We start from the raw sequence: 23,726 nt of genomic DNA on the forward strand, positions 1-23,726 counted from the left end.
TGCGGACCGAGACAGGAGAAATGTGGCCAAGGTCCGCGTACACGAGCTCGCCAAGGAGCTCGGGATTACCTCGAAGGATGCAGTAGCAAAACTGCAGGAATTGGGCGAATTCGTCCGTTCGGCATCCTCCACCATTGAAGCGCCCGTCGTGAAGAAACTTCGCGGCGCTTTCCCCGACGCAGGTGCGGCTAAAGCCCCGGCAGCCTCGCGTTCCGCCCAGCCCGCACAGCGGACTCAGGCACCCAAGCCGGCGCCCGCCGCTCCGGCAGCACCTGCTGCCCCGGCCACCCCGACGCCGGCCCCCGCCCAGGAGAAGCCGGCTGCTCCGGCTCCCGAGGCACCCGTAGCTCAGACGCCGGCTGCGCCTGCGTTCAAGGCACCCGAGGTGCAGAAGCCTGAAGCCGGCACCGACTCGGGTACCGAGAGCAGGGCCACCGAGAGCAAGCCCGGCCCCAAGCCGGCAGCTGCCCGTCCCGCTCCGGCTCCCCGTCCCGGTGCTGCACGTCCGGGTGATCGCTCGGCTGCGCCGCGTCCGGGTAACAACCCCTTTGCAACCTCCCAGGGCATGCCGCGGTCGGGCCGCGGCGACGGTGACCGCTCCGGTGGTCCGCGCCCCGGCAACAATCCCTTTGCAACCTCGCAGGGCATGCCGCGTCCGGGCGGACGCCGGGACGATGAGCGCGGTCCCCGTCCCGCTGCAGGTCCCGGCGGTCCGCGGCCCGCGGCTGGTGCAGGCGGTCCCCGTCCTGCCGCAGGTGCAGGCGGTCCCCGTCCCGGAGCTCCCCGTCCGGGTGCTCCGCGCCCCGGCGCCCCTCGTCCGGGCGGACCCCGGCCTACGCCGGGCATGATGCCCAACAGGACTGAACGCCCCGCTGCACCCGGTCGTGGTGCTCCCGGTGGTGGCGGTCCCCGTCGTGGTCCAGGCGGCGCGCCCGGTACCGGCGGCGGCGGCGGAACTGGTCCGGTCGGCGGCGGTTTCGGTAAGGGCGGTCGCGGTCGCGGCGGCACTGCCGGTGCTTTCGGCAAGGGCGGAGCAGGTCGCGGTAAGCAGCGCAAGTCGAAGCGGGCGAAGCGGCAAGAGCTCGAGCAGATGTCAGCCCCGTCGCTGGGTGGCGTCAGTGTTCCCCGCGGGAACGGTGACACAGTCATCCGTCTGCGCCGCGGCTCCTCCATCACGGATTTCGCGGAGAAGATCGATGCGAACCCCGCCGCACTGGTTACCGTGCTGTTCCACCTTGGTGAGATGGCAACGGCCACCCAGTCGCTGGACGAGGGCACCTTCGAGGTCCTCGGCGAGGAACTCGGCTACCGCATCCAGGTTGTCTCGCCGGAGGACGAGGAGCGCGAGCTGCTCGAGAACTTCGACATTGACCTTGACGCGGAGCTGGATGCTGAGGGCGACGAGCAGCTTGAGGCCCGTCCTCCTGTAGTCACCGTCATGGGTCACGTCGACCACGGTAAGACCCGCCTGCTGGATGCCATCCGCAAGTCCAACGTCGTTGCCGGCGAGCACGGCGGCATCACCCAGCACATCGGTGCCTACCAGATCGATCACGAGCACGAGGGCGACAACCGTCCCATCACCTTCATCGACACCCCGGGTCACGAGGCGTTCACCGCCATGCGTGCCCGGGGTGCGAAGGTCACCGACATCGCCGTGCTGGTCGTGGCCGCGGACGACGGCGTGATGCCGCAGACCGTTGAGGCGCTGAACCATGCACAGGCGGCCGGTGTGCCGATCGTGGTCGCGGTGAACAAGATCGACAAGGAGGGCGCGAACCCCGACAAGGTCAAGGGTCAGCTCACCGAGTACGGTCTGGTGCCGGAAGAGTACGGCGGCGACACCATGTTCGTTCACGTCTCTGCGCTCAAGGGCAACGGCATCGACGAACTGCTGGAAGCCGTTCTGCTCACCGCGGATGCCGCACTGGACATGCGTGCCAACCCGAACAAGGACGCGCGCGGTATCGCGATCGAAGCGAACCTGGACAAGGGCCGCGGAGCGGTTGCCACCGTCCTGGTGCAGTCCGGAACGCTGAGCGTCGGCGACACGATCGTTGCGGGCATCGCCCACGGCCGCGTCCGCGCGATGTTCAACGAGGATGGCGAGAACGTTACCGAAGCCGGTCCGTCCCGTCCGGTTCAGGTACTGGGTCTGTCCACGGTTCCGCGGGCAGGCGACACCTTCCTGGTTACCCCGGACGAGCGCACCGCACGGCAGATCGCTGAGAAGCGTGAGGCAGCCGACCGCAACGCCGCCCTGGCCAAGCGCCGCAAGCGCGTCAGCCTGGAAGACTTCGACCAGGCGGTCGCGGAGGGCAAGGTCGATACGCTCAACCTCATCCTCAAGGGCGACGTGTCCGGAGCCGTCGAAGCGCTCGAGGACTCGCTCCTCAAGATCGACGTTGGCGAGGGCGTTGCACTGCGCGTCATCCACCGCGGCGTGGGTGCCATCACCCAGAACGACGTCAACCTGGCTACGGTCGACAACGCGATCATCATCGGCTTCAACGTCCGTCCCGCCGAGCGCGTGGCGGAACTGGCCGACCGCGAGGGCGTGGACCTGCGCTTCTACTCCGTCATCTACGCAGCGATCGATGACATTGAGCTCGCACTCAAGGGCATGCTCAAGCCGGAGTACGAGGAAGCACAGCTCGGTACGGCCGAGGTCCGCGAGGTGTTCCGTTCTTCCAAGTTCGGCAACATCGCAGGTTCGATCGTCCGGTCCGGCATCATCCGCCGCAACACCAAGGCTCGCCTGGTACGCGACGGCGTCGTGATCGGCGACAACCTGACCGTCGAGTCGCTCCGCCGCTTCAAGGACGACGCCACCGAGGTCCGCACGGACTTCGAGTGTGGTATCGGCCTCGGGTCGTTCAACGACATCAAGGAAGGCGACATGATCGAGACCTACGAGATGCGCGAAAAGCCTCGGGTCTAGATTCCTTCCGGGCGGGGCCGCTGCTTGCAGCGGCCCCGCCTCCTATCCATACCGACGACGGCGGGAGGCCGCCGTCGTCGTTGCAGTCCCCGACCTGGGACTAGTAAGGAGAAGCCATGGCAGACGCAGCACGGGCCGCACGGCTGGCCCAGCGCATCAAGGTGATCGTCGCCGAAGCCCTTCGCCGCCGGGTCAAGGATCCGCGCTTGGAAGCGGTCACCGTCACCGACGCGCGCGTAACCAATGACCTGCAGCACGCAACCGTCTACTACACCGTGTTCGGTGATTCGGAGGCTCAGGCAGCAGTGCACAAGGCGCTCGAGTCCGCCAGGGGCGTACTGCGCGCTGAAGTGGGCAGGAACATCACCGCGCGGCTGACGCCGACCCTCGAATTCGTACCGGACGAGGTACCGGTCAACGCGAGCCACTTGGAGGAGCTCCTTCGCACCGCGAAGGAACGCGACGCCGAAGTGGCCGAGCTGGCACGCAAGGCGGCCTTCGCCGGCGATGCCGACCCGTACCGCAAGCCTGCAGATGACGAGGACGAAGCGCAGTAGTCGTACAACAGAAAAGGGCGGTCGCCGGAGTTCGGCGGCCGCCCTTTCGTGTATCCAGTCAGCCCTTCTTCAACGGGTGTCTGTAGCGGGGATTAGTGCCCCCGTTTGTGGATCTCAATCTTGATGATCTTGCCGGCGGGGGGCAGGTTCTCAGGACCAAGGACATCTGTGGTGGCGTAGAGCGTGGAGCCATCCTTCAGCTCAACCTCTGCGGGCTGATTGGCCTCGTACAGGACGCTGGCCCCGGACGCACCCCGCGGAACAACAGAGATGCGGTTGGCGAAGAGTTCAGCGACGTAGAGATTTCCCCTCTGATCGATCGCCAGCCCGGTAGGCGACACCAGTCCAGTCACCGTCTGCCGGGTCTCGCCCGACCAGGGATTCACGGTGAACACCGACCCCAGGGCTCCGAGGCTCGGATCTTCCGGGCCGCCGGGCAGGGACGACACATGCAGCATCTTCCTGTGACCGAGTTCGAGGTCCGTCGGTACCGGCTCCAGGTAATAGGTTGCGCCGACGGCACAGTTATCCATTCCCGCTGCAGCCGCGATCTCTTCGGTCACGGTCACGGGGATTGCTGGAAGCACGGCAACCGTTGATACGTTGCCCCACCGATCAACCCTGAAGATCGCGTTGGCGCCTGCGTCGGCCACGAGCACGTGATCCCTGAACGGGACGGTCGCGATGGGATTTGAGTCCTGCTGGCCGGTATAGCTTGCGCGGGGACCCAGGTTGGTCTGCAGCGCAAGACACGCCTGATCCAGATCGCGGAAGCCGTACCGGGTCTCCTGGTCGGGATTGGCCTCCTGCTCATAAGCGGCGATGTTGGCGATGGTTCTGATATTGCCGTGTCGGTCTCGGGACTTCAGGAGCGACTCATTCTCGGCGGGAATCCCCGCCCCGGCTCCCTTGGTCATGGTGTAGTAGGTGGTCCTGCCGGAGCGGGATACCGATCCGGCGAAGTACCCTTCCATCGCATCGAGAGTCTCGATGTTTCCGTCTCGGGCGATGCGGGAAACCGTTCCCGCGAAGCTTTGGGCGACATCGATGGACCTTCCGTCGCCCACGGCCAGGCGCAGCGGGGAAACCAGCCCCTCGGCTATTACCCTTGTTTCCTCGACGGTCGGCACCGACGACTCATGACGGTCGTGGGCCTGGGCAGGTGCTATTCCCATTCCCAGAGTCAGGGCCGCCGACGCAGCAGCAGCCACAAAGGACTTGTTCACTGTGATCTCCTCAACTTGGTGTAACCAGTTCAAGCGAGACCACATTGGACCTACGCGAGCTGCCCGTTCCCCTCAGCGGATTTCAGCGGATCAATCCACCGACCGGGCGCAGACTCCAAAGCAGTTCACACGATAGACCTGCCGGGGGAATCCGTAAATACTCATCGTCCGATCAGATGGAAGATCTGCGAGGGAGCCGGCTTAGTCCCGAAATCAGTTCGTCGCGATCTCCGCAGAGCGCGATCCTGATCCAGCCTTCGCCATTCGTGCCGAAGGCCGTACCCGGAGCGACCGCGACTTTCTGCTCGGCCAGGAATCTCCGGGCCCACGAGCGTACGTCCCCGCCAGTTGCGTGCGACATGTCGGCCCACAGATAGAAGGCACCCTGCGCGTCCAGGAAGGGCACGTTCAGGTCCTTCAGTGCCGACGTCGCCGTGTCCCGGTTGGTCCGGTAGTGATGAGCGGCCGTTGCGATGTAGTGCTCTGGTCCGGTAAGCGCGGCCACCGCGGCGTACTGGGGCGAGGCTCCGACGCAGGAGACGATCGACTCCATGACCGCATTGAATTGTCTGCCCATGCCGTCCGGCAGGATGAGAGCACCGATTCGAAGGCCGGTGAGCCCGAATGTCTTCGAGAGCGTCAGCGAAGTAACCACGTGCTCGTTCGTGGTGTCGAATCTTGCGGGGCTCACATGGGGAACCCCGAAGGTGAAGGCCTCGTAGCATTCGTCCGACAGGATCCAGAGGTCGTGCCGCCGGGCGAACCGCACCAGATCACGGGTGAGGTCCTCGCTGAATACAGCCCCCAGCGGATTCGAGGGAGAGTTCAGAACCAGAACGCGGGTCTTGTCGGTGACCAGCTCTTCCAAGTCGCTGATCTGCGGCTGGAAGCCGTGCTCGGGGCGTAGCGGGTAGTCCACGGGGCGTGCGTGAACAAGCTGCGCGGTCATGGTGAACGTCGGGTAGCCGGGATTTGGTATGAGAACCTCGTCTCCGGCGTCGAGAAGCATGCTCATTGCCAGATGGAGTCCCTGCTGGGCCCCTGCGGTGACGTAGACGCGAGAAGGATCCACATCCATACCGTTCAGCTTCGCGAAGCGTGCCGCAAAGCTGCTGCGCAGGGGAGTGATCCCTTCGTTTGGGGTGTAGTTGGTCTCATCCCGGTCCAGAGCGGCGATACCTGCCTGAAGGATGTGCCGGGGAACAGGAAAGGCCGGTTCCCCGATGCTCAATACGATCGCGCCCGGTGTTGCCCAGGCTGCCTGCGTTATCTCCCGTATCTGGTTCGAGGGAAGACGCTCGATGTGCTGTGCGATGGATGGCATACGGGCATCGTATCGGCGCAACCTATACTGGAAGGCGTGATTTCCGGGCAGGTCCACTCAGGACTCGTAATTGTGGACAAGCCGCAGGGCTGGACCAGCCATGACGTAGTCGGGAAGCTGCGTCGGATTGCCGGGACCCGGAAGGTGGGGCACGCCGGAACCCTCGATCCGATGGCCACGGGGGTCCTCGTGGTGGGCGTCAACCGCGCTACCCGGCTCCTGACCTACATCGTGGGAACCTCCAAGACCTATACGGCCACCATTCGGTTGGGGCAATCGACCGTGACCGACGACGCCGAGGGCGAGGTCACGTCGCAAACCTCCGCTGCTGATGTGACGGCAGAGGCCATCGGTGCCGCGGTGGGTCGGTTCATCGGGCCTATCGAACAGGTGCCCAGCAGCGTCAGCGCCATCAAGGTAAACGGCGAACGGGCATACGCCCGCGTGCGTTCGGGTGAGGAAGTAGCGCTGGCGGCACGGCCCGTGACGGTCCACAGCTTTGAAATTCATGATGTTCGCAGAATCGGCGACGGAGCCGTCCAGGACGTTGACGTGACCGTAAGGTGCAGTTCGGGAACCTACATCCGCGCACTTGCCAGGGATCTCGGCGCCGCGCTGGGTGTAGGAGGGCATCTGACCGTCCTGCGCCGCACCGAGGTTGGTCCGTATGCGTTGGATCAGGCTTCATCGTTGGATGAACTGGCCTCGGACTTCCGCATGCTGGACATGGACTCGGCGGCACGGGCACTGTTCCCCAGCCGGGAGCTGGACGACAGGGAAGCTTTGGATCTGTCCCATGGTCGTCGAATTTCCGCTTCGGGGAACGGGTCAGCGGACAATCGGCCTGTTGCAGCGTTTGCTCCGGGAGGGTCCCTCGTGGCGCTTCTTGAGGACCGGGGAAATGAAGCGAAGCCGGTACTGGTGTTTACTCCCGGCGGCGGTGCCGGCTGATGGTGGTTGACGGATTCTTCATCGCAGGGGCGGCGGTTTGCTTGTTATCGACGCTTGTGTGCGTGGGCGCGGCGGCCATCAGGCAGCCGCCGAATGACATCACCATCCTGGCCGTTGCGGCCGTCGAACTGTTCCTGCTCGTTTACCTGGTTGCCGGGGTTCTTCGGCAGGCGGGGGGCGAGTCGGTCGCGGGGGAGCCTTGGGAGTTCTGGGGCTATCTCGTAACCGCCCTGATGATTCCCGTCGGCGCCTTTTGGTGGGCGATTCTCGAGCGGTCCCGCTGGAGCAATCTCGTCCTCGGCGCGGTGGGTATCACCATTTTTGTCATGCTTTTCCGGATGGAGCAGATTTGGGACGGAGTGGTACCAGCGTGATCAGGCGCAGCCCAGGAAGCTCAACGGACGCACCTGCAAAAGCGAACGTGGGCGGTCCGCTCAGCGAAGGGCCCGGACGCCTTCTGATTGCCGTGTACGGGGTTTTCGCGCTGGCCGCTACGGCCCGTGCGGCCTTCCAGATCGCAACGAAGTTCTCTGAGGCGCCGGTCGCCTATTCGTTGACGGCCGTGGCGGCCCTCGTCTATGTGTTCGCCACGGTGTCGTTGAGTCGTTCCGGGCGGAGATGGTACGCACTGTCCGTGGCGGCTGTAGGCCTTGAGTTGCTTGGCGTACTGGCCGTTGGGACTCTGAGCGTTGTGGACCCGATCCTGTTCCCGGCCGATACCGTGTGGTCGGTCTATGGGCGCGGGTATGGCTTTGTGCCCCTCGTGCTTCCGGTGCTTGGATTGTGGTGGCTTTATCGCCAGCGGGCAGCGGCCTCAGGTGAGAGGATGGAAGCCTGATTCCACCCGGACCGGATATCGAGGACGAGGGAGCATCATGACCAGCAGCACGCCTGACAGCCCGCAAACGAACCCGCGCCGGGCGGCCGGGTCCGCCCAGGGCGAATCGTCGAGGGAGCGAACTTCTTCCGCTGACAGCGTCGCCGGGAGCGGGCAGACGTCCACCGGTACGCCGTCCACGACCGACCGGGGCAAAGCTTCCGGCAAGGGAACGTCGAAGGGATCCGGGAAACCGGCCAAACCCGGTAGCGACTGGAGTGTCTTCCGGACCGTTGTGGTGCTGGTGGGTTTGGTGATAGCCGGTTTTGGCGGGTACTACCTCATCACGGGGTCGGCAGGGCTTCCCGACACCGGGGACGGTGCGGTGAACCCCACGCTTGAGAACCAGTTCCGGTTCTTTGCGGCCATGATGGTTGGCGTAGGGGCCGCATTCGTGACCATTGCGGTGAAATTCCAATGGGCGAACATGTTGTGGCTGGTGTGCCTGATGGTCTTCATGGGCGGCATCGGCCGGGTGCTCTCCTGGGCGTTCTCGGGACAACCGCACTTCCTCCTTATCATCCTGATGGTCGTTGAACTTGCGTTTCCCGCGGCCCTGCTCGTGTGGCACCGCTACATTGCCAAGACGAGCGAGTTGCGCAGGCAGTACGGCGCCCCCTCCTAGGACGGGCTCCTTCCGGAAGATCTGATCCGGCGCTGCAGGCAGGCCAACCCTGTGCCGAGCAGTAGGAGGCCCGCCCCCGCGGCAACCTCCGTCCGTACACCTGTCTGTGCGAGCTGTTCACGGCCCGCAGCCGGGCCCTGGTTCCCAACCTTTTGGGGTTCGCTGGGTTCGGCAGCAGGGGATGAGGCTGCGGGAGCGGGGGCGGAGTCAACACAGATGGTCTCGGACTGTTCACCGAACGGCGTGGTCAGCGGGTCGGTGTGGCTGTCGCCGGCAAAGCTGGCGACCACCGTATAGCACCCGGGTTCAGTGAACGGTGCGAAGTGTTTGCTGACGTGGTGGCCGTTGCTGGCAGGCACCATGGTTTCTGAATGAAGACGGGCACCGGGGGGAATAGCTGATTGCAGCACGGGCCGCTCGGGGAGCGGCCCGTACATCGACAGTCGGATCTGCCGCGCTGCCTCTTTTCCGTCGAACGTCTCCTCGGGTCCCAGCCCGTCCACTGTCACGGAGTCAGTGACGCTTTCGCCAACGAATGCCTCGTGGGCCGAGAGCCGGGTTGTGATGCTGGGGCGCCACGGCACGAAGGTGGTTTCCTCGGTGATGCCGAAACGGCTTTGCCAGGTCCGGACGTACTTCGCGGCTTCGGCCGGAAGGGCGCTCTCAGACGGAATGGTTTCCGTCCAGACGTACCAGCCGGGGGTAGGCACCTCTAGGGCGTCGGTGTTGTATGTGCCCGGTCCATTTACACGGGTGGTAACAGTACCCACCTGTGGCGTTCCGTGGGGAACAGCGTCCCGCAGGGTCGGCGGAGCGGCGAGCGGACCCCAGAGGGTTGAGACAACCTCAACCGAGACGGGTTCCTGCGAACCTGGAATGACCAGCCACGGGATCGGTTCCGAGCCGTCCGTGGGCTCTGCGCTGCTAACTGTGAGAACGTCGTGAACTTCTGAGCCGGCTTCGGTGCGTGCTGCTGAAGTGCGCGTCGCAACAACCGGCTGGAATGCGGGAAGGTCCGCTAGCGCCGCAGAAGCATCGCGCCGGTCCAGCACCGCCGCGACCAGGAGCCGCTGCGCGTCTGTGCGTGACGGTATGAGCCATTCCACTTCGGCTGCGGGAGTTCTGGGTATTGCTACTTCCAGGGTTCCTGCCCCCAGCCCCGTCCTCTCCAGGGTGAGCTGTTCCACAGCCTCACCGGTGGTCCAGGAGTCCGGGGAGTTTCCGGCGAGCCCGAATGGACCTGTGACTCGGGCCTCGGCGGTGAGGCCGTCCACGGGATTACCATCGGTGCCCCGCACGCTTACGCCGGCTGTGTACAGTCCATCGCCGGTCTCGGCAAGGTCGATGTGAACCTCGTACGGCCCGGCGTTGGTGAGAGCGGCACTGGTCATCACCTGTGCCTGCTGGATGACGGCGGCCGGTAGTTTTTCTGCCTGCAGGATCCTGTCCATGCCGGAAGAACCCCAGGCCATCCCCGGGGAAGTCAGTGCCCAGACTGCCAACTGGACTGACGCTGCTGTTGCGTTGTCCGACGTGCCTCCCCAGCGATGCAGCAGATAGGAAAGTCCGGCATTCTCCCGCTCGGTGAGACGCGTGCCGTCGCTTCGTATGAAGCCGCCGTGGTGGCCGCCGTCGTACGCTCCCGCGTGGGCCGGCGACAGCCGCTCGAAGTCAGTACAGTAGGCGGTTTCGCCCTCGTTGTTCCGGTACTGCCCCACGAAGTGTTCGGCACCGTGCACTCCGGATGCAGGACGCCACTCCCGCCCGGTGGGGGCGGCGTAGCCCGGCAGCGGTTGGTGTGCCAGCAGCAGGACTGCCAGCAGCAGGATGCAGATCGCTGTGGGCAGGGGGGTGGTTCGGGGATTGCTCCTCGGGCGAAGCGGCCGGACAGCAGGTTTCAAAGGCACGTAGTCCTCCAGTGAGTGGATAGGGAGGCATCAGTCCCTGGGGAGGGGACTGATGCCGGAAACAACCTTGTCCTGCCTGTCGCGCGGTTGAGCGTCGAAAGAGCGTTATGTGCAGAAGACGCTCCAGGACAGCTGCCTGTGCAGGACCGATGAGGGCAGCACGGAGCTGCCGTCCCGGCCGGCGTCGTACCGTGGGGCAACCATCGGCCATAATGAATAGTCGATTGAGGATCGGTGCCGCCACCAACCGCCAAGGGAGATGCGTGTTCTACTGGAGAGACCTGGCCGACGTGCCCGAGGGTTTCGGTCCCACGGTTGTCACGATCGGCAACTTCGACGGTGTGCACCGCGGCCATCAGAGCGTTTTGCAGCAGCTAGTTGCAGCGGCCTCGGAGCGGGGAGCGGCCGCCGTCGTTGTATCCTTCGAGCCGCATCCTTTGCAGGTACATCGACCGGAGGACGCGCCCGAGCTGATCATGGGGCTCCAGGACCGGGTGGAAACGCTTGCCGACACCGGTATCGATGGACTGCTGATGATGCACTACACGCTTGAACTCGCCTCCCAGACGCCGGAAGAGTTCGTACGCTCCGTCTTTGTCGATGGACTACGCGCGAAAGCAGTGGTCATCGGTCACGACGTGCGCTTTGGGCGCGGAAACTCTGGTGACCTCTCAACCATGGAATCGCTCGGTGAGCGGTTGGGCTTCGACGTGATTGCCATTGACGACTTCGGCTCCAGTTTGCGGACCAGCACGACGGCGCAGGGGGAGCGGCGCTGTTCTTCCACCTGGGTGCGTGAAGCGCTGGAAGCCGGAGATGTAACCACAGCGGCGCGCATTCTCGGTCGCCCCCACCGCATGCGTGGCGAGGTAATCCATGGTGCGGCTCGCGGACGCGAGCTTGGCTTTCCTACTGCGAACCTGTCACCGGAGGCAACCGGATTCATCCCAGCGGACGGAGTTTACGCCGGATGGCTCATCGACAGCAGCCAGGTGCGTTGGCCGGCGGCCATCTCAGTAGGCTCCAACCCCACCTTCGAAGGCGTGAGCAGGCAGGTCGAAGCCCATGTCATCGACCGGCCCAAGGAGGAAGTGGACGTCTTCGACCTGTACGGGCAGACGGTTATCGTCGAGTTCGTCCGTCGGTTGCGGGGAATGGTTGCTTATCGTGGGCCGGAAGCGCTGGTCGAGCAGATGCGGCTCGACGTCGATGAGACCCGCTCCGTGCTTTCGACAGAACAGCGCACCTACGGGTAGAGTTGAGTGCGCCCTAGCTGCAGTCCGTGGTTGCTGGGGCCGCCGCCGGAGCTCTACTCAAACCGACATATCGGCCTTGAGGGGGAACCGGCATCTATTTTGTTCACGGTACAACTCATAGGAGTTATTTGTGGCACTAGACGCCGCTCAGAAGCAGGAAATCATCAAGGAGTACGCAACCTCTGAGGGTGACACCGGTTCGCCCGAGGTGCAGATCGCGATGCTTTCCCGCCGCATCCTGGACCTGACCGAACACCTCAAGCAGCACAAGCACGACCACCACACCCGTCGTGGCCTGCTCCTGCTGGTCGGTCGCCGTCGTCGTCTGCTGGACTACCTGCACGACACCGACATCACGCGCTACCGTTCGCTCATTGAGCGCCTCGGCCTGCGTCGTTAGTTAGACTGAGAGGCGGCACCTTCCCAAGGGAAGGAGCCGCCTTCATTCTTTGGCGGGCAATATGGTGACCGTCAGAGGTACAAATTCATCAGGAGCCAGGCGGGCAGCTGCAGGCATTCGCGGTCCTCGGTAGTGGTCTCCGGGAAGCATCCTTTGATGCATTCCCGTGGACCTCGATCGAAGACCGGGTGCCACAACCCGTCCTAACGGCGTTGACCAGCAAGACGCCGCCTGCCTCCATCACTGAAGAAACGGAGGTGACTCTCTTGGAGGGTCCCGAAATCCAGTTCGCCGAAGCCGTCATTGACAACGGACGGTTCGGACGGCGCACGGTTCGCTTCGAAACCGGACGCCTTGCCCAGCAGGCCGCAGGCTCGGCCATGGTCTACATCGATGAGGACACCGCGCTCCTCTCCGCAACCACCGCCGGCAAGTCTCCCCGCGAGGGCTTTGACTTCTTCCCGCTGACGGTTGACGTCGAAGAGCGCATGTATGCTGCGGGTCGCATCCCCGGCTCGTTCTTCCGCCGTGAAGGCCGTCCGTCGACCGAGGCGATCCTCGCCTGCCGGCTTATGGACCGCCCGCTCCGCCCGGCGTTCGTCAAGGGCCTGCGCAATGAGGTCCAGATCGTCGTGACCGTTCTGGCCATCAACCCGGACGTACGCTACGACGTGGTTGCCATCAATGCCGCGTCCATGTCCACCCAGCTGTCCGGCCTGCCGTTCTCCGGCCCGATCGGCGGCGTGCGCGTTGCGCTCGTTTCCGACGGCAGCGGCGAGGACCAGTGGATCGCATTCCCCAAGCACTCCGAGCTTGAGAACTCCGTGTTCGACATGGTGGTTGCGGGCCGGGTGGTGGGTGACGACGTCGCCATCATGATGGTCGAGGCCGAGGCCACCGACAATTCCTGGTCCCTGATCAAGGACGACGGCGCCACCGCACCTACCGAAGAGGTTGTCGCCGAGGGCCTCGAGGCAGCAAAGCCGTTCATCCGCGCACTCTGCGAGGCGCAGTCCGACCTCGCTTCCCGTGCGGCGAAGCCCACCGTCGAATTCCCCGTCTTCAAGGACTACGAGGACGACGTCTTCTCCGCCGTGGAGAGCGCAGCCGGTGCCCGGCTTGCCGAGATCTTCACGATCGCCGACAAGCAGGAGCGCGAGGAAGCAGCAAACGCCTACCGTGCCGAGACCATCGAATCCCTCGCAGCCCAGTTCGAGGGCCGTGAGAAGGAAATCGCCGGTGCATTCAACTCGGTCACCAAGAAGGTTGTGCGCCAGCGCATCCTCCGCGACCAGGTGCGCATCGACGGCCGTGGCCTGAGCGACATCCGCAAGCTCACCGCTGAGGTCGAGGTCCTGCCTCGCGTACACGGATCGGCTATCTTCGAGCGCGGCGAGACCCAGATCATGGGTGTCACCACGCTGAACATGCTGAAGATGGAGCAGCAGATCGACTCGCTGTCGCCTGTTACCCGCAAGCGCTACATGCACAACTACAACTTCCCGCCGTATTCCACCGGAGAAACCGGCCGCGTCGGCTCCCCGAAGCGCCGCGAAATCGGTCACGGTGCCCTGGCGGAGCGTGCCCTCGTGCCCGTACTGCCCAGCCGCGAGGAATTCCCCTACGCCATCCGTCAGGTGTCCGAGGCCCTCGGATCCAACGGCTCCACTTCCATGGGTTCGGTGTGTGCCTCGACGCTGTCGCTGCTGAACGCCGGTGTACCGCTCAAGGCGCCCGTTGCCGGCATCGCCATGGGACTGGTCTCCGATGAGGTCGACGGCCAGACCCGCTATGCCGCACTGACCGACATCCTTGGCGCCGAAGATGCTTTCGGTGACATGGACTTCAAGGTGGCCGGAACCTCCGAGTTCGTGACCGCAATCCAGCTCGACACCAAGCTGGACGGCATTCCCGCCTCGGTCCTGGCTGCAGCCCTGAAGCAGGCCCGGGAAGCTCGACTGCACATCCTGGGCGTGCTTGAGGCCGCTATCGACACTCCGGATGAGCTCTCCGAGTTCGCGCCGCGCATCATCTCGGTCAAGATTCCCGTTGACAAGATCGGCGAGGTCATCGGTCCCAAGGGCAAGATGATCAACCAGATCCAGGAAGACACCGGCGCCGAGATCTCCATCGAGGACGACGGCACGGTGCTCATCGGCGCAACCGACGGCACTTCGGCCGAAGCAGCCCGGGCGGCTGTCAACGCCATCGCCAACCCGCAGGTCCCTGAGATCGGCGAGCGCTACCTGGGCACGGTCGTGAAGACCACCACCTTCGGTGCCTTCGTCTCGCTCACCCCCGGCAAGGACGGCCTGCTGCACATCTCGGAACTGCGCAAGCTTGCCGGCGGCAAGCGCGTGGACAACGTCGACGACGTCGTCTCCGTGGGCCAGAAGGTCCAGGTCGAGATCACCAAGATCGACGACCGCGGAAAGTTGTCCCTCGCACCCGTCGTGGCTGAGGAAGCCGCAGCGGACAATTCGGAGGACGGCGAACGCGCTCACACCGAAGAGCCCGCTGAAGGTGCCGACAACTAGCGGACACGCGTTCAGCTGACACGCATTGAACCAACCAGCGGCTCCGCGGCGAATTGATCTTCGCTGCGGAGCCGCTGGCGTTGAAAGGAATACATGACTGAAACAGGCCAGGGCACGCCCGTTGTACTGCCGCTGACGCCCGGGAGCTCGGAGAGCTCATCAATGCTGGTTGCCGGTACGCCCGGCGGAGCGATGGTGAGGCGCTCGGTTCTGCCCGGAGGCGTGCGGGTACTCACCGAAGCAATGCCCGGGCAGCGTTCGGCAAGCATCGGCTTCTGGGTCGGCGTGGGCTCACGCGACGAGGCTGAGGGGCAGCACGGATCTACGCACTTCCTCGAGCATCTGCTGTTCAAAGGCACCCAGCGCCGCAGTGCCCTGGACATTGCCGCGGCCTTCGACGAGGTAGGAGGGGAATCCAACGCGGCCACCGCGAAGGAGAACACCTGCTACTACGCCCGGGTGCTCGACTCCGACCTTCCCATGGCAATCGATGTGATCGTGGATATGGTCACCTCCGCGGTCATCGACCCGGAGGAACTGGAGCAGGAACGCCACGTCATCCTCGAAGAGATTGCCATGGACAGCGACGACCCCTCGGATGTGGCGCACGAAAAGTTCGTCGAGACGGTGCTCGGCTCGCACCCCCTCGGACGCCCGATCGGCGGGACTCCCGACGCCATCCGCTCCATTTCACGAGACTCGGTGGTGGAACATTACCGCCGCTATTACCGGCCCGAGGAACTCGTCGTGACGGCGGCCGGTGGCCTGGACCACGACGTCGTCTGTTCACTGGTGGGGCAGGCCCTGGAAAAGGCCGGCTGGCATCTGGCTGATGACGCCGTGCCGGTGCCTCGGCGCGCGACTGACGCCGCTGTGCTCGACGGAACCGGCGGGGTGCAGGTGATCCGCCGCGCTGTTGAACAGGCCAACGTTCTTGTGGGATGCCCGGCGATGACCGCGACCGACGACCGACGCTTCGTGATGAGTGTCCTGAACGCCGTGCTCGGGGGAGGCATGTCGTCCCGCCTCTTCCAGGAGATCCGGGAGAAGCGCGGACTGGCGTACTCCACCTACTCTTTCTCGGCGTCCTACGCAGATGCAGGCTACTTCGCCATGTACGCCGGCTGCAGCCCGGCCAAGACCGGCCAGGTAATCCGGCTGCTCAGTGCTGAACTGGAGCGGCTCGCCACGGACGGTGTCAGCGCTGACGAACTGCGCCGCGCCGTCGGGCAGCTGTCGGGAGGCATGGTCCTCTCACTCGAGGACAGCGGATCGCGGATGACCCGGCTTGGCCGGGCGGAACTGGTCAGCGGTGAGTTCCTCGGTCTGGATCTGACGCTCGAACGGGTTCACGCCGTCACCGCGGATCAGGTGCAGCAGCTCGCGCGGGAACTCGCTGATGCGCCACGAACCGTGACGGTTGTCGGCCCGTTCGACAGCGAAGCTGACCTCGGCCTGTAGGCGGGGGGTGCCGCCTTTCGCCGGAACCTAGCCTCCTGCGAACTAGCCTCCGGCGAAGGGCGGCAGGACATCGACCACGTCATTGCGGCTGATCCGCTCCGAGCGGTCTCTCAGCGCAACTTCGTTGAGCAGGAAGCTGCTCCGGTCCAGTACCCGGGACATGGAGGGCTCGCTGTCAGGGTAGCGCCCGCGGATTTCGTCGAGCACGACCGCCAGGGGCACGCCGTCCAGATCGAGGCGTTCTTCAGGGACGCCGGCTGCGGCCTGGGCCGCGCCGAAGTAGCGAATGAGCACTGTCAGCCGCCGATCGCACTCATCGAGCGGTCCGGCTGAACAAAGTCATCAGCGCCCAGGCCGGTGTGGCCCATCCCATGCGCCTTCGGCTTGGCCCACATCGCCTCCTGCCAGCGGCGGGCGATGGCGGCGTCGTCGGCCCCGGAGCGGAGCAGGTCCCGCAGGTCCGTCTCCTCACGTGAGAAGAGGCAGCTCATGATTTTTCCTTCGGCGGTGACGCGCGTGCGCCGGCAGTCGGAGCAGAAAGGTTCAGTGACGGAGGCAATGATGCCGACAACGCCGACTACGACCTCCGGCGCGTCGGGCCTGCGGACCTCCCAGCGTTCAGCGGGAGCGCCGTCGCGGTTGCGCGGGTCGGGGGTCAGGAGGAAACGGACGGAGAGGCGGTCCCGAATCTCCGCCGCGGTTACCATGCCCTCCCGGGTCCAGCCGTGATCGGCATCGAGTGGCATCTGCTCAATGAAGCGCAGTTCGAATCCCCGTGACACCGCCCATTCGAGAAGGTCCGGAGCCTCGTGGTCGTTGATTTCCCGCATCAGGACGGCGTTGATCTTCACCAGGTCAAGCCCGACGGCGGCAGCCGCCTCGATTCCGCGCAGCACCCTGTCGAGGAAGGGCCGGCGGGTCAGTTGCGCGAACGTATCCGGATGGAGGGAGTCCATCGAGACGTTGATTCTGGTCAGTCCCGCGTCCTTGAGCCGCTGGGCTTTCTTGTCCAGACCGAGCCCATTGGTGGTCAGAGACACCGGCAGGTTCGGGTGTCGGCGGCGAATGTCCGCGATGATCTCGACCAGGTCCGCCCGTACGAGCGGCTCGCCGCCGGTGAGCCTCAGTTCGCGGATCCCGAGCAGGTCGACGCCGACGCCCACCAGACGGACGATTTCCTCCCGGCTGAGAACCTGGTCTTTCGGCAGCCAGTCCAGTCCCTCGGCAGGCATGCAGTAGGTGCAGCGCAGGTTGCACTTGTCCGTCAGCGAAAGGCGCATGTCAGTGGCCCGGCGACCGTAGGAGTCGATGAGGCCGCTGCCGGGGGCCGGCGCGCCAATCCCCGGAGTGCCAAGTCGGATTCCCATACGTCGAGGTTACGCCCTTTGAACCCGGGCCTCTATCCGCTGTACACACCCGGCGCGTCTGCTCCGCACGACTAGTCTGGTAGCTGAACCGCAGGAATGTCCGTGCGGGCTGATACAACGAGGCGTGATGACACGAACAGTTGAGGAACACCAGCAGGCGGTGCTTGGACTGCTGCGTTACAGCAGCGCCTTCGGCGACGGTCAGGCGGAGCAGTTGCCGCTCACGGCCGCCCGGGGCCGGGTCCTTGCCAAAGACCTGGTTGCTCCGGTCAGCCTGCCGCCGTTCGACAATTCGCAGATGGACGGCTACGCCGTGCACCGGGAAAACCTCGTCCAAAGCGGCGAACCCCTCCGCCTCACCGTTACTCAGCCCGTTCCGGCGGGAGCCGTTCCCGCTCCGCTCCAGCCGGGACAGGCGGCGCCCATCATGACGGGAGCAATGCTCCCTGAGGGGGCGGCCGCCGTCGTACCCATAGAACGCGCGAACCCGCCGCAGTTCCCCTCTGCGGAGCAGTACCGCAACTCTTCGTTCCGCGTCGATCTGCCATCGGTCGAGGACGGACTCTTTGTCCGAAGGGCTGGCAGCGACCTGTCTGCGGGTGATGTCGCGCTTCGTGCTGGAACGGTGCTCGGTCCAGCCCAGCTCGGACTTATTGCAGCCTGCGGGCTTGCAACAGTGGCAGTCCGGCCGCGCTTTCAGGTCCTGCTGCTCACTACCGGCGATGAGGTGCAGGACCCTGGTACGGACCCCGAGCCGGGAAAGATTTACGATGCGAATTCAACCCTGCTGCAGGCGGCGCTGGAGGAAGCAGGCGTGCTGGTGCAGCGCCACAGTGTCTTTGCGGACCGGCCCGAAGAGCTCCGGCGCGCACTGCAGTCGATCAGCAGGCCCGTGAACCTCATCCTGAGTACAGGCGGTATCAGCCAGGGCGCCTATGAGGTGGTCAGGCAGGCGCTGACTGACAGCAGCGTCGAGTTCCTCTCGGTGGCAATGCAGCCCGGCGGCCCCCAGGCTATCGGCACGATCAACGGCATTCCTTTCCTCGGGTTCCCGGGCAATCCCGTCAGCGCCCTGGTGTCCTTCGAGATGTTCCTGCGTCCGGCACTCGGCACGGTTACGGGAATACCGGGTACCCGCATCAGCCTGCCCGCACGCCTCACGGAGGATGTCCAGAGCCCGGAAAGCAAGCACCAGGTCCGACGCGGTATCTACACTGACCGGTCCGGCCAGGGGGAGGGGATCGGCGACGTCGCACTCCTCGGAGGTCCCGGGTCCCACCTAATGCATGCCCTGGCCGGCTCCAATGCGCTCGTCCATTTCCCCGTTGGTACCGGCGCACTGGAGGCGGGAGACCTGGTCGCCGTCTGGCTCCTGGGCGAACCGCGCGCCGGGGTCCAGCCGTTCCATCCCAGCAACCCCAATCGAGAGGCGCTCACATGACTCAGCCCGACGCCAGGCTCACCCACGTCCGCGACGACGGCTCGGCCCATATGGTGGACGTTTCAGCAAAGGCTGTCACTGCGCGGGAAGCTACAGCCCAGAGCGTGCTGCAGACCACCCAGGAAGTCATCGCCCTTATTTCCGACGGCGCACTGCCCAAGGGCGACGCACTCGCCGTTGCGCGGGTTGCCGGAATCATGGCGGCCAAGCAGACGTCCACGCTGATCCCGCTGTGCCACCCCCTGCCGCTCAGCAAAGTCACTGTCGATTTCCAACCCGGAGGCTCCGCCGTCGTGGTCAGCGCCACGGTCAAGACCACAGCGGTGACGGGCGTGGAGATGGAGGCCCTGACCGCGGCGTCGGTGGCGGCGTTGACGCTCTACGACATGATCAAGGCGGTGGACAAGCACGCCGTGGTCACCGACATCCGCGTACTCGCGAAATCCGGCGGGAAGAGCGGAGACTGGACGGTATGAGCCGGGAGCGCACTGCGGCGATCATCATTGCGTCCACCCGCGCAGCCGCCGGCGTGTATAGGGATGAGTGCGCTCCGCTGCTCGAACAGTGGCTGACCGTCAAGGGTTACCGGGTGCAGCGCAGCGCCGTCGTGCCCGACGGTGAAGCTGTGCGGGACGCTATTGCCCAAAGCCTGGATGAAAGTCCTTCAGTGCTGATCACGAGCGGCGGCACCGGCCTCAGCGCCGATGACGTTACGCCCGAGATCACCGAACAATTCCTGAACCGTTCCCTGCCCGGGGTCATGGAAGCGGTACGCGGCGCCGGTGCCGCAAAGACACCTATGGCAGCCCTGAGCCGGGGTTATGCGGGAGTGGCTGGTGAGACATTCATCATCAACCTCCCCGGTTCGCCAGGGGCGGTCAGGGATGGGATCGCCGTGCTGGACCCGATCCTTGACCATATCTGTGCACAGCTGGAGGGAAACCATGAGCACTAGCACTGTTCTGCACGCGGGTCTGTCCGATGAGCCCCTTGATCTCAACCAGGCGCTGTCTTTCGTGGGCTCGGCCGACTGCGGTGCGGTGGTCGGGTTTGGCGGCGTGGTCCGCAACCACGACGACGGGCGCCAGGTCGACCGTCTGGGTTACAGCGCACACCCCTCGGCGGGGCGGGTGATCGCTGAGATCGCCGCCGAAATCGCCGAGAAGTACGATGGCATCCGCATCTGGGTATCGCACCGCACAGGTCCGCTCTCCATCGGGGACCCTGCCCTTGTTGCGGCCGTTGCATCCGCACACCGGGGTGAAGCTTTTGCTGCCTGCAGTGAACTCGTTGACACGGTGAAGGCGCGCGCGCCGATCTGGAAAGAGCAGTTCTTCGCAGATGGCACCGTGGAGTGGGTCGGGGCGGACGGCTAGGTCAAACACAGCCTGCGCTCCGGGAAGCGGCGCCCTCGGCCAGTACGCTTAGACCCATGACTTCACAGATTCCCGTCGCCGTTCTCGGAGCTTCCGGACGCATGGGCTCCGAGGCCGTTAGGGCAATCAACGACGCCCAGGACCTGCAACTGGTGGCGGCCCTCGGCCGGCAGGATTCGCTGGAAGGCCTCGTCTCCGCCGGCGCACGGGTGGTTGTCGACCTCACCGTGCCGGACAGCACCGAGCAGAACGTCGCGTTCGCCGTCGAGCACGGAATCCACGCAGTGGTTGGGACAACGGGCTGGGACAGCGAGCGGCTTGGCCGGCTGCGGCAGCAGCTATCCGGCGCCCCGGAGGTCGGTGTGCTGATCGCTCCCAATTTTGCGCTGGGCTCCGTCCTGGCAACCGCCTTCGCTGCCCGCGCCGCAAAGTACTTCGAATCCGTCGAGGTGATCGAACTCCACCACCCGGACAAGGTGGACGCTCCCTCTGGCACGGCTGAGCGGACGGCCGCGCTCATCGCCGGTGCCCGGCGTGAGGCAGGCGTCCCCGCGAGTCCGGACGCCACCCAGACCGCGCTCGACGGCGCCCGTGGTTGCGATGTGGACGGGGTGCGGGTGCACTCAGTCCGGCTGCGCGGCCTGGTAGCGCATCAGGAGGTGCTCTTCGGCGGTGTCGGCGAGCAGTTGACCATCCGCCACGACTCCTTCCATCGTGAGTCGTTCATGCCCGGAGTGCTGCTCGGTGTCCGCGAAGTGGCCGCGCACCCCGGTCTGACCGTCGGCCTCGACGGCTATCTAGACCTACAGGCGTGAGGCCGGCAGTGGACATCTTGAAGAAACATCGCGTCAAAATCGGCGTGGTTTTCGTCACGCTGCTTCTTGCGTTCTGGCTGGTCGTGGCATTCCAGCGCAGCATCCTGCTACTGACGGACCCCGACCCGGTCGCCAAAGCACTGGGGGCCGCGTACCTCCTGTTGCCGCTCATCGGTGCCTGGGCCTTGGTGCGCGAACTGCTGTTCGGAGCACAGACGGAGCGCATGGCTTCGCAACTGCACTCCGAAGGTGGGCTGCCCGTGGATGACCTGCCCCGGACACCGGCTGGACGAATCGTTCGGGAAGCAGCCGATGCCCAGTTCCCCGCATACCAGGCGGAAGTTGAGGCACGACCGGAAGACTGGCGGGCCTGGTTCAGACTCTCCTGCGCCTACGACGCCGCGGGGGACCGTTCGCGCGCCCGCCGCGCCATGCGGCATGCCGCCAAGCTGCACCGGGGACGCCCGGCGTCGGGACCTGCCTAGGACTTCTCCCGCTTGGCTAGGAGTTCTTCGTCCGGGTGCTGGGCGATCTGGCCACATCGCTGGCGCCCGCCGCAACGAACTCGAGCGGGCCGCGCGCGTTCAGCCTGCGCAGTAGCAGCCCCAGGGCGACGAATACGGCCACCTGCGCCCAATACACGGGCGCAGGATCAAGCGCAGGTTCCTGCTGGTCAACCACGCTCATCGTCCAGATGTGCAGCGAGTAAAGGGTCAGCGTCATGGCGCCCGGCGCTGAAAGTGGAAGAAGCAGCCACTCCAGCTTCCGCGCCACCAGAAGACAAAGCCCGACGACGGCGGCTGCCGTTCCGGCGGTGTGCGCAAGGTCGAGCGGGGTACCGGAGTGAGGCGCGCTTACGGCGAGCCACAACCAGGTTCCGCTCTGCTCGATCCCGGTCAGGCTCACCGACATCATCGCCTCGATGTTGTACTCGCGCCCCTGGGGAGTCTGCAGCAGGGCTTCCAGTCCCCCGAGAGGCCCGAGCAGGAGCGCGCTGGTGAACTTCGCCACACCGGCCAGCCCGATTCCGCCGGCGAGCAGCCCAACCTGGACGGGGGCGGCAGCGAGATTCAGCCGCCCGATCGCCATGCCGATGAGGAGGTAGCTCAACCACTGGATCGCCGGGTAGTAGCCGGTCAGCAGGATGTCGGCCAGCAGCGTGGCGGGCTCACCGAAGTGTTCGAGTGCGGGGTTGGCACCAAGGTCCGCAGGGCTGATGGACGCTTGTGCCCACGGCCGCAGGAGGAACGCAGCGACGGGGGAGAGCAGCGTCCAGCCTGCCGCCCACCACGCCAGCTTTCGCAGCGGAAGTCCCACAAACGGCAACGCCAGAAGGAACAGCACCCCGTAGTGGAACAGGATGACGGCGATGTTGGTCTCCAGCCCGCCGAGCATCAGCCCCACCATCGCGATTACGACGGCGCGGGCTGCTATTCCCCGCCGGTCCCGCGAGATGCCCGCGCTGTTGTGCTGGCGGTAGCCGCCGGTGAGCAGTGCGAGGCCGATTCCGGCAACGAGCGCGAAGAGCGCCGACGAACGTCCGGAGAAGGTCAGGCCGATCCAGGACGGGTCCGCTGTTGAGTCCACGTACAGCGGAAAAACGTGCGTGGACATCATGCCGAAGAGGGCGATGCCCCTTGCCGCATCGATTCCGCTGAGGCGTCCCGGGGATTGTCTGGTGGCCATGATGGAATGTTCTCACGCCCGCTCCAGCGGGTAAGTTTGACCTATGGCTCCCTCCGACATTCGCTCTCTTCCGTTCGGCTCCCTCGTCACCGCAATGGTGACTCCCTTTACAGCCGACGGCGCTGTCGACTTCGATTCGACGGCGGCCCTCGCGGACCGGCTCGTCGCAGACGGATGTGACGGCCTGGTCATCTCCGGCACCACCGGAGAGACCTCCACGCTGGAGGACCAGGAGAAGGAAGACCTGTTCCGCGTGGTTGCGGAAGCGGTGAACGGGCGCGCAAAGGTCATCGCTGGCACCGGAACCAATCACACCTCCCACTCCGTGGAGATGGCCCGACGCGCCCAGCGCGCCGGCGCCGATGCCCAGCTGGTGGTTACCCCGTACTACAACAAGCCCACACAGGCGGGTGTGCTGGCCCATTTCGACGCCGTGGCAGAGGCATCGGACCTGCCCATCATGATCTACGACATCCCTGGACGGGCGGGTATCCCCATCACGACGGAGACCATGATCCGTCTCGCGGACCATCCGAAGATCCTTGCCCTGAAGGACGCCAAGGCCGACTTCGCAGATATAACCCGGGTCCTCGCCAACACCGACCTGGATGTCTACGCCGGCGACGACGGACTTACCCTGCCCTGGATGACCGCCGGCGCCGTCGGAGTTGTCAGCGTCAGTGCGCACGTAGCGACCGCTCAGTTCCGCGCCCTGGTGGACGCGGCGTCCGCGGGCGACTACACAACCGCACGCAAGATCCATTTCGAACTCGATCCCGTGGTGCGCGCGGTCATGACGCACATTCCCGGCGCAATTTCGGCCAAGCAGATCCTGCGGATGCAGGGCGTACTGTCCAACTCAGTAGTGCGGCTGCCGCTTGTCGAGCCCACCGCCGTCGAAATGGAACCGGTCCTCGCCGACCTCGCTGAGGCCGGCTGGGACTTCGCCGAGGGCTCCAACCGCTAGTCTCCGAAAGGC

General features: G+C 65.2%; 23 protein-coding genes. 17 read left to right on the forward strand and 6 right to left on the reverse strand.

Translation table 11 applies throughout. The annotated features are described in order from the left end of the window. The first annotated feature begins 22 nt into the window (after positions 1-22). Entirely contained in the window at positions 23-2,941 is a 2,919-nt protein-coding gene (gene infB, locus GC088_RS05700) for a translation initiation factor IF-2 (protein ID WP_323961265.1), read from the forward strand. 116 nt (positions 2,942-3,057) lie between these two features. Further along, positions 3,058-3,498, forward strand: a complete 441-nt coding sequence (rbfA, locus tag GC088_RS05705; protein ID WP_323961267.1) for a 30S ribosome-binding factor RbfA — start codon at positions 3,058-3,060, stop codon at positions 3,496-3,498. 92 nt (positions 3,499-3,590) lie between these two features. Here the strand turns inward: rbfA and GC088_RS05710 are convergent, their stop codons facing one another. Next, on the reverse strand, positions 3,591-4,724 hold the full coding sequence (locus GC088_RS05710; RefSeq protein ID WP_323961269.1) for a ScyD/ScyE family protein: 1,134 nt from the start codon (positions 4,722-4,724) through the stop codon (positions 3,591-3,593). A gap of 172 nt (positions 4,725-4,896) precedes the next feature. Continuing rightward, positions 4,897-6,048 carry a pyridoxal phosphate-dependent aminotransferase gene (locus tag GC088_RS05715; RefSeq protein ID WP_323961271.1) on the reverse strand — a complete coding sequence of 384 codons (1,152 nt, stop codon included), beginning with the start codon at positions 6,046-6,048 and terminating at the stop codon, positions 4,897-4,899. A 36-nt stretch (positions 6,049-6,084) separates the two neighbouring features. Between GC088_RS05715 and truB the strand changes: the two genes are divergently transcribed. The 4 genes from truB to GC088_RS05735 are packed head-to-tail and all read left to right on the forward strand — an operon-like array spanning position 6,085 to position 8,501. Further along, positions 6,085-6,999: a tRNA pseudouridine(55) synthase TruB gene (gene truB, locus GC088_RS05720; protein WP_323961273.1), complete on the forward strand. Its 915-nt coding sequence runs from the start codon at positions 6,085-6,087 to the stop codon at positions 6,997-6,999. Further along, positions 6,999-7,373 carry a hypothetical protein gene (locus tag GC088_RS05725; RefSeq protein ID WP_323961275.1) on the forward strand — a complete coding sequence of 125 codons (375 nt, stop codon included), beginning with the start codon at positions 6,999-7,001 and terminating at the stop codon, positions 7,371-7,373. Before truB ends, GC088_RS05725 begins: the two co-directional genes overlap by 1 nt. After that, positions 7,373-7,837 (forward strand): hypothetical protein, encoded by a 465-nt coding sequence (locus tag GC088_RS05730; protein ID WP_416377518.1) that lies wholly within the window; start codon positions 7,373-7,375, stop codon positions 7,835-7,837. The genes GC088_RS05725 and GC088_RS05730 overlap by 1 nt, the downstream gene beginning before the upstream one ends. A 37-nt stretch (positions 7,838-7,874) precedes the next feature. After that, complete coding sequence (locus GC088_RS05735; RefSeq protein WP_323961277.1) at positions 7,875-8,501, forward strand: DUF4345 family protein; 627 nt, start codon at positions 7,875-7,877, stop codon at positions 8,499-8,501. Here the strand turns inward: GC088_RS05735 and GC088_RS05740 are convergent. Then, complete coding sequence (locus GC088_RS05740; RefSeq protein WP_323961279.1) at positions 8,498-10,408, reverse strand: hypothetical protein; 1,911 nt, start codon at positions 10,406-10,408, stop codon at positions 8,498-8,500. The two genes, GC088_RS05735 and GC088_RS05740, sit on opposite strands and share 4 nt — an antisense overlap. A 263-nt stretch (positions 10,409-10,671) precedes the next feature. Between GC088_RS05740 and GC088_RS05745 the strand changes: the two genes are divergently transcribed. From GC088_RS05745 to GC088_RS05760, 4 genes are all read left to right on the forward strand, one after another. Next, entirely contained in the window at positions 10,672-11,664 is a 993-nt protein-coding gene (locus tag GC088_RS05745; RefSeq protein WP_323961280.1) for a bifunctional riboflavin kinase/FAD synthetase, read from the forward strand. A 130-nt stretch (positions 11,665-11,794) separates the two neighbouring features. Next, positions 11,795-12,064: a 30S ribosomal protein S15 gene (gene rpsO / locus GC088_RS05750; RefSeq protein ID WP_323961282.1), complete on the forward strand. Its 270-nt coding sequence runs from the start codon at positions 11,795-11,797 to the stop codon at positions 12,062-12,064. Positions 12,065-12,330: 266 nt separating this feature from the next. Next, a complete protein-coding gene (locus GC088_RS05755; RefSeq protein ID WP_323961959.1) occupies positions 12,331-14,601 on the forward strand; it encodes a polyribonucleotide nucleotidyltransferase in 2,271 nt (756 codons plus the stop codon). A gap of 93 nt (positions 14,602-14,694) precedes the next feature. Continuing rightward, on the forward strand, positions 14,695-16,062 hold the full coding sequence (locus tag GC088_RS05760) for a M16 family metallopeptidase (protein WP_416377500.1): 1,368 nt from the start codon (positions 14,695-14,697) through the stop codon (positions 16,060-16,062). 42 nt (positions 16,063-16,104) lie between these two features. Here GC088_RS05760 and GC088_RS05765 read toward each other — a convergent pair whose 3' ends face one another. Further along, positions 16,105-16,356 (reverse strand): MoaD/ThiS family protein, encoded by a 252-nt coding sequence (locus tag GC088_RS05765; RefSeq protein ID WP_323961284.1) that lies wholly within the window; start codon positions 16,354-16,356, stop codon positions 16,105-16,107. 2 nt (positions 16,357-16,358) lie between these two features. Then, positions 16,359-17,429 carry a GTP 3',8-cyclase MoaA gene (gene moaA, locus GC088_RS05770; protein ID WP_323961286.1) on the reverse strand — a complete coding sequence of 357 codons (1,071 nt, stop codon included), beginning with the start codon at positions 17,427-17,429 and terminating at the stop codon, positions 16,359-16,361. 127 nt (positions 17,430-17,556) lie between these two features. On the opposite strand from moaA, the gene glp reads away from it, so the two are divergent. From glp to GC088_RS05800, 6 genes are read left to right on the forward strand one after another with little or no spacing between them, the layout of a single operon-like run. After that, positions 17,557-18,870 carry a molybdopterin molybdotransferase MoeA gene (gene glp, locus GC088_RS05775; RefSeq protein WP_323961288.1) on the forward strand — a complete coding sequence of 438 codons (1,314 nt, stop codon included), beginning with the start codon at positions 17,557-17,559 and terminating at the stop codon, positions 18,868-18,870. Then, positions 18,867-19,346 (forward strand): cyclic pyranopterin monophosphate synthase MoaC, encoded by a 480-nt coding sequence (moaC, locus tag GC088_RS05780; protein ID WP_323961290.1) that lies wholly within the window; start codon positions 18,867-18,869, stop codon positions 19,344-19,346. The genes glp and moaC overlap by 4 nt, the downstream gene beginning before the upstream one ends. Beyond that, a complete protein-coding gene (locus tag GC088_RS05785; RefSeq protein WP_323961292.1) occupies positions 19,343-19,825 on the forward strand; it encodes a MogA/MoaB family molybdenum cofactor biosynthesis protein in 483 nt (160 codons plus the stop codon). Before moaC ends, GC088_RS05785 begins: the two co-directional genes overlap by 4 nt. Beyond that, positions 19,815-20,246, forward strand: a complete 432-nt coding sequence (locus GC088_RS05790) for a molybdenum cofactor biosynthesis protein MoaE (RefSeq protein ID WP_323961294.1) — start codon at positions 19,815-19,817, stop codon at positions 20,244-20,246. Before GC088_RS05785 ends, GC088_RS05790 begins: the two co-directional genes overlap by 11 nt. 56 nt (positions 20,247-20,302) lie before the next feature. Next, positions 20,303-21,061: a 4-hydroxy-tetrahydrodipicolinate reductase gene (gene dapB, locus GC088_RS05795; protein WP_323961297.1), complete on the forward strand. Its 759-nt coding sequence runs from the start codon at positions 20,303-20,305 to the stop codon at positions 21,059-21,061. 17 nt (positions 21,062-21,078) lie between these two features. Beyond that, complete coding sequence (locus tag GC088_RS05800) at positions 21,079-21,546, forward strand: hypothetical protein (RefSeq protein ID WP_323961299.1); 468 nt, start codon at positions 21,079-21,081, stop codon at positions 21,544-21,546. Between the two features lie 16 nt (positions 21,547-21,562). Here GC088_RS05800 and GC088_RS05805 read toward each other — a convergent pair whose 3' ends face one another. Beyond that, positions 21,563-22,747: a heparan-alpha-glucosaminide N-acetyltransferase domain-containing protein gene (locus GC088_RS05805; RefSeq protein ID WP_323961301.1), complete on the reverse strand. Its 1,185-nt coding sequence runs from the start codon at positions 22,745-22,747 to the stop codon at positions 21,563-21,565. 43 nt (positions 22,748-22,790) lie between these two features. Between GC088_RS05805 and dapA the strand changes: the two genes are divergently transcribed. Next, positions 22,791-23,714, forward strand: a complete 924-nt coding sequence (dapA, locus tag GC088_RS05810) for a 4-hydroxy-tetrahydrodipicolinate synthase (protein ID WP_323961303.1) — start codon at positions 22,791-22,793, stop codon at positions 23,712-23,714. The last annotated feature ends 12 nt before the right edge of the window (positions 23,715-23,726 follow it).

This window comes from Arthrobacter sp. JZ12 (assembly GCF_035189165.1).
In the GTDB taxonomy this organism is placed as follows: Bacteria; Actinomycetota; Actinomycetes; order Actinomycetales; family Micrococcaceae; genus Arthrobacter_D.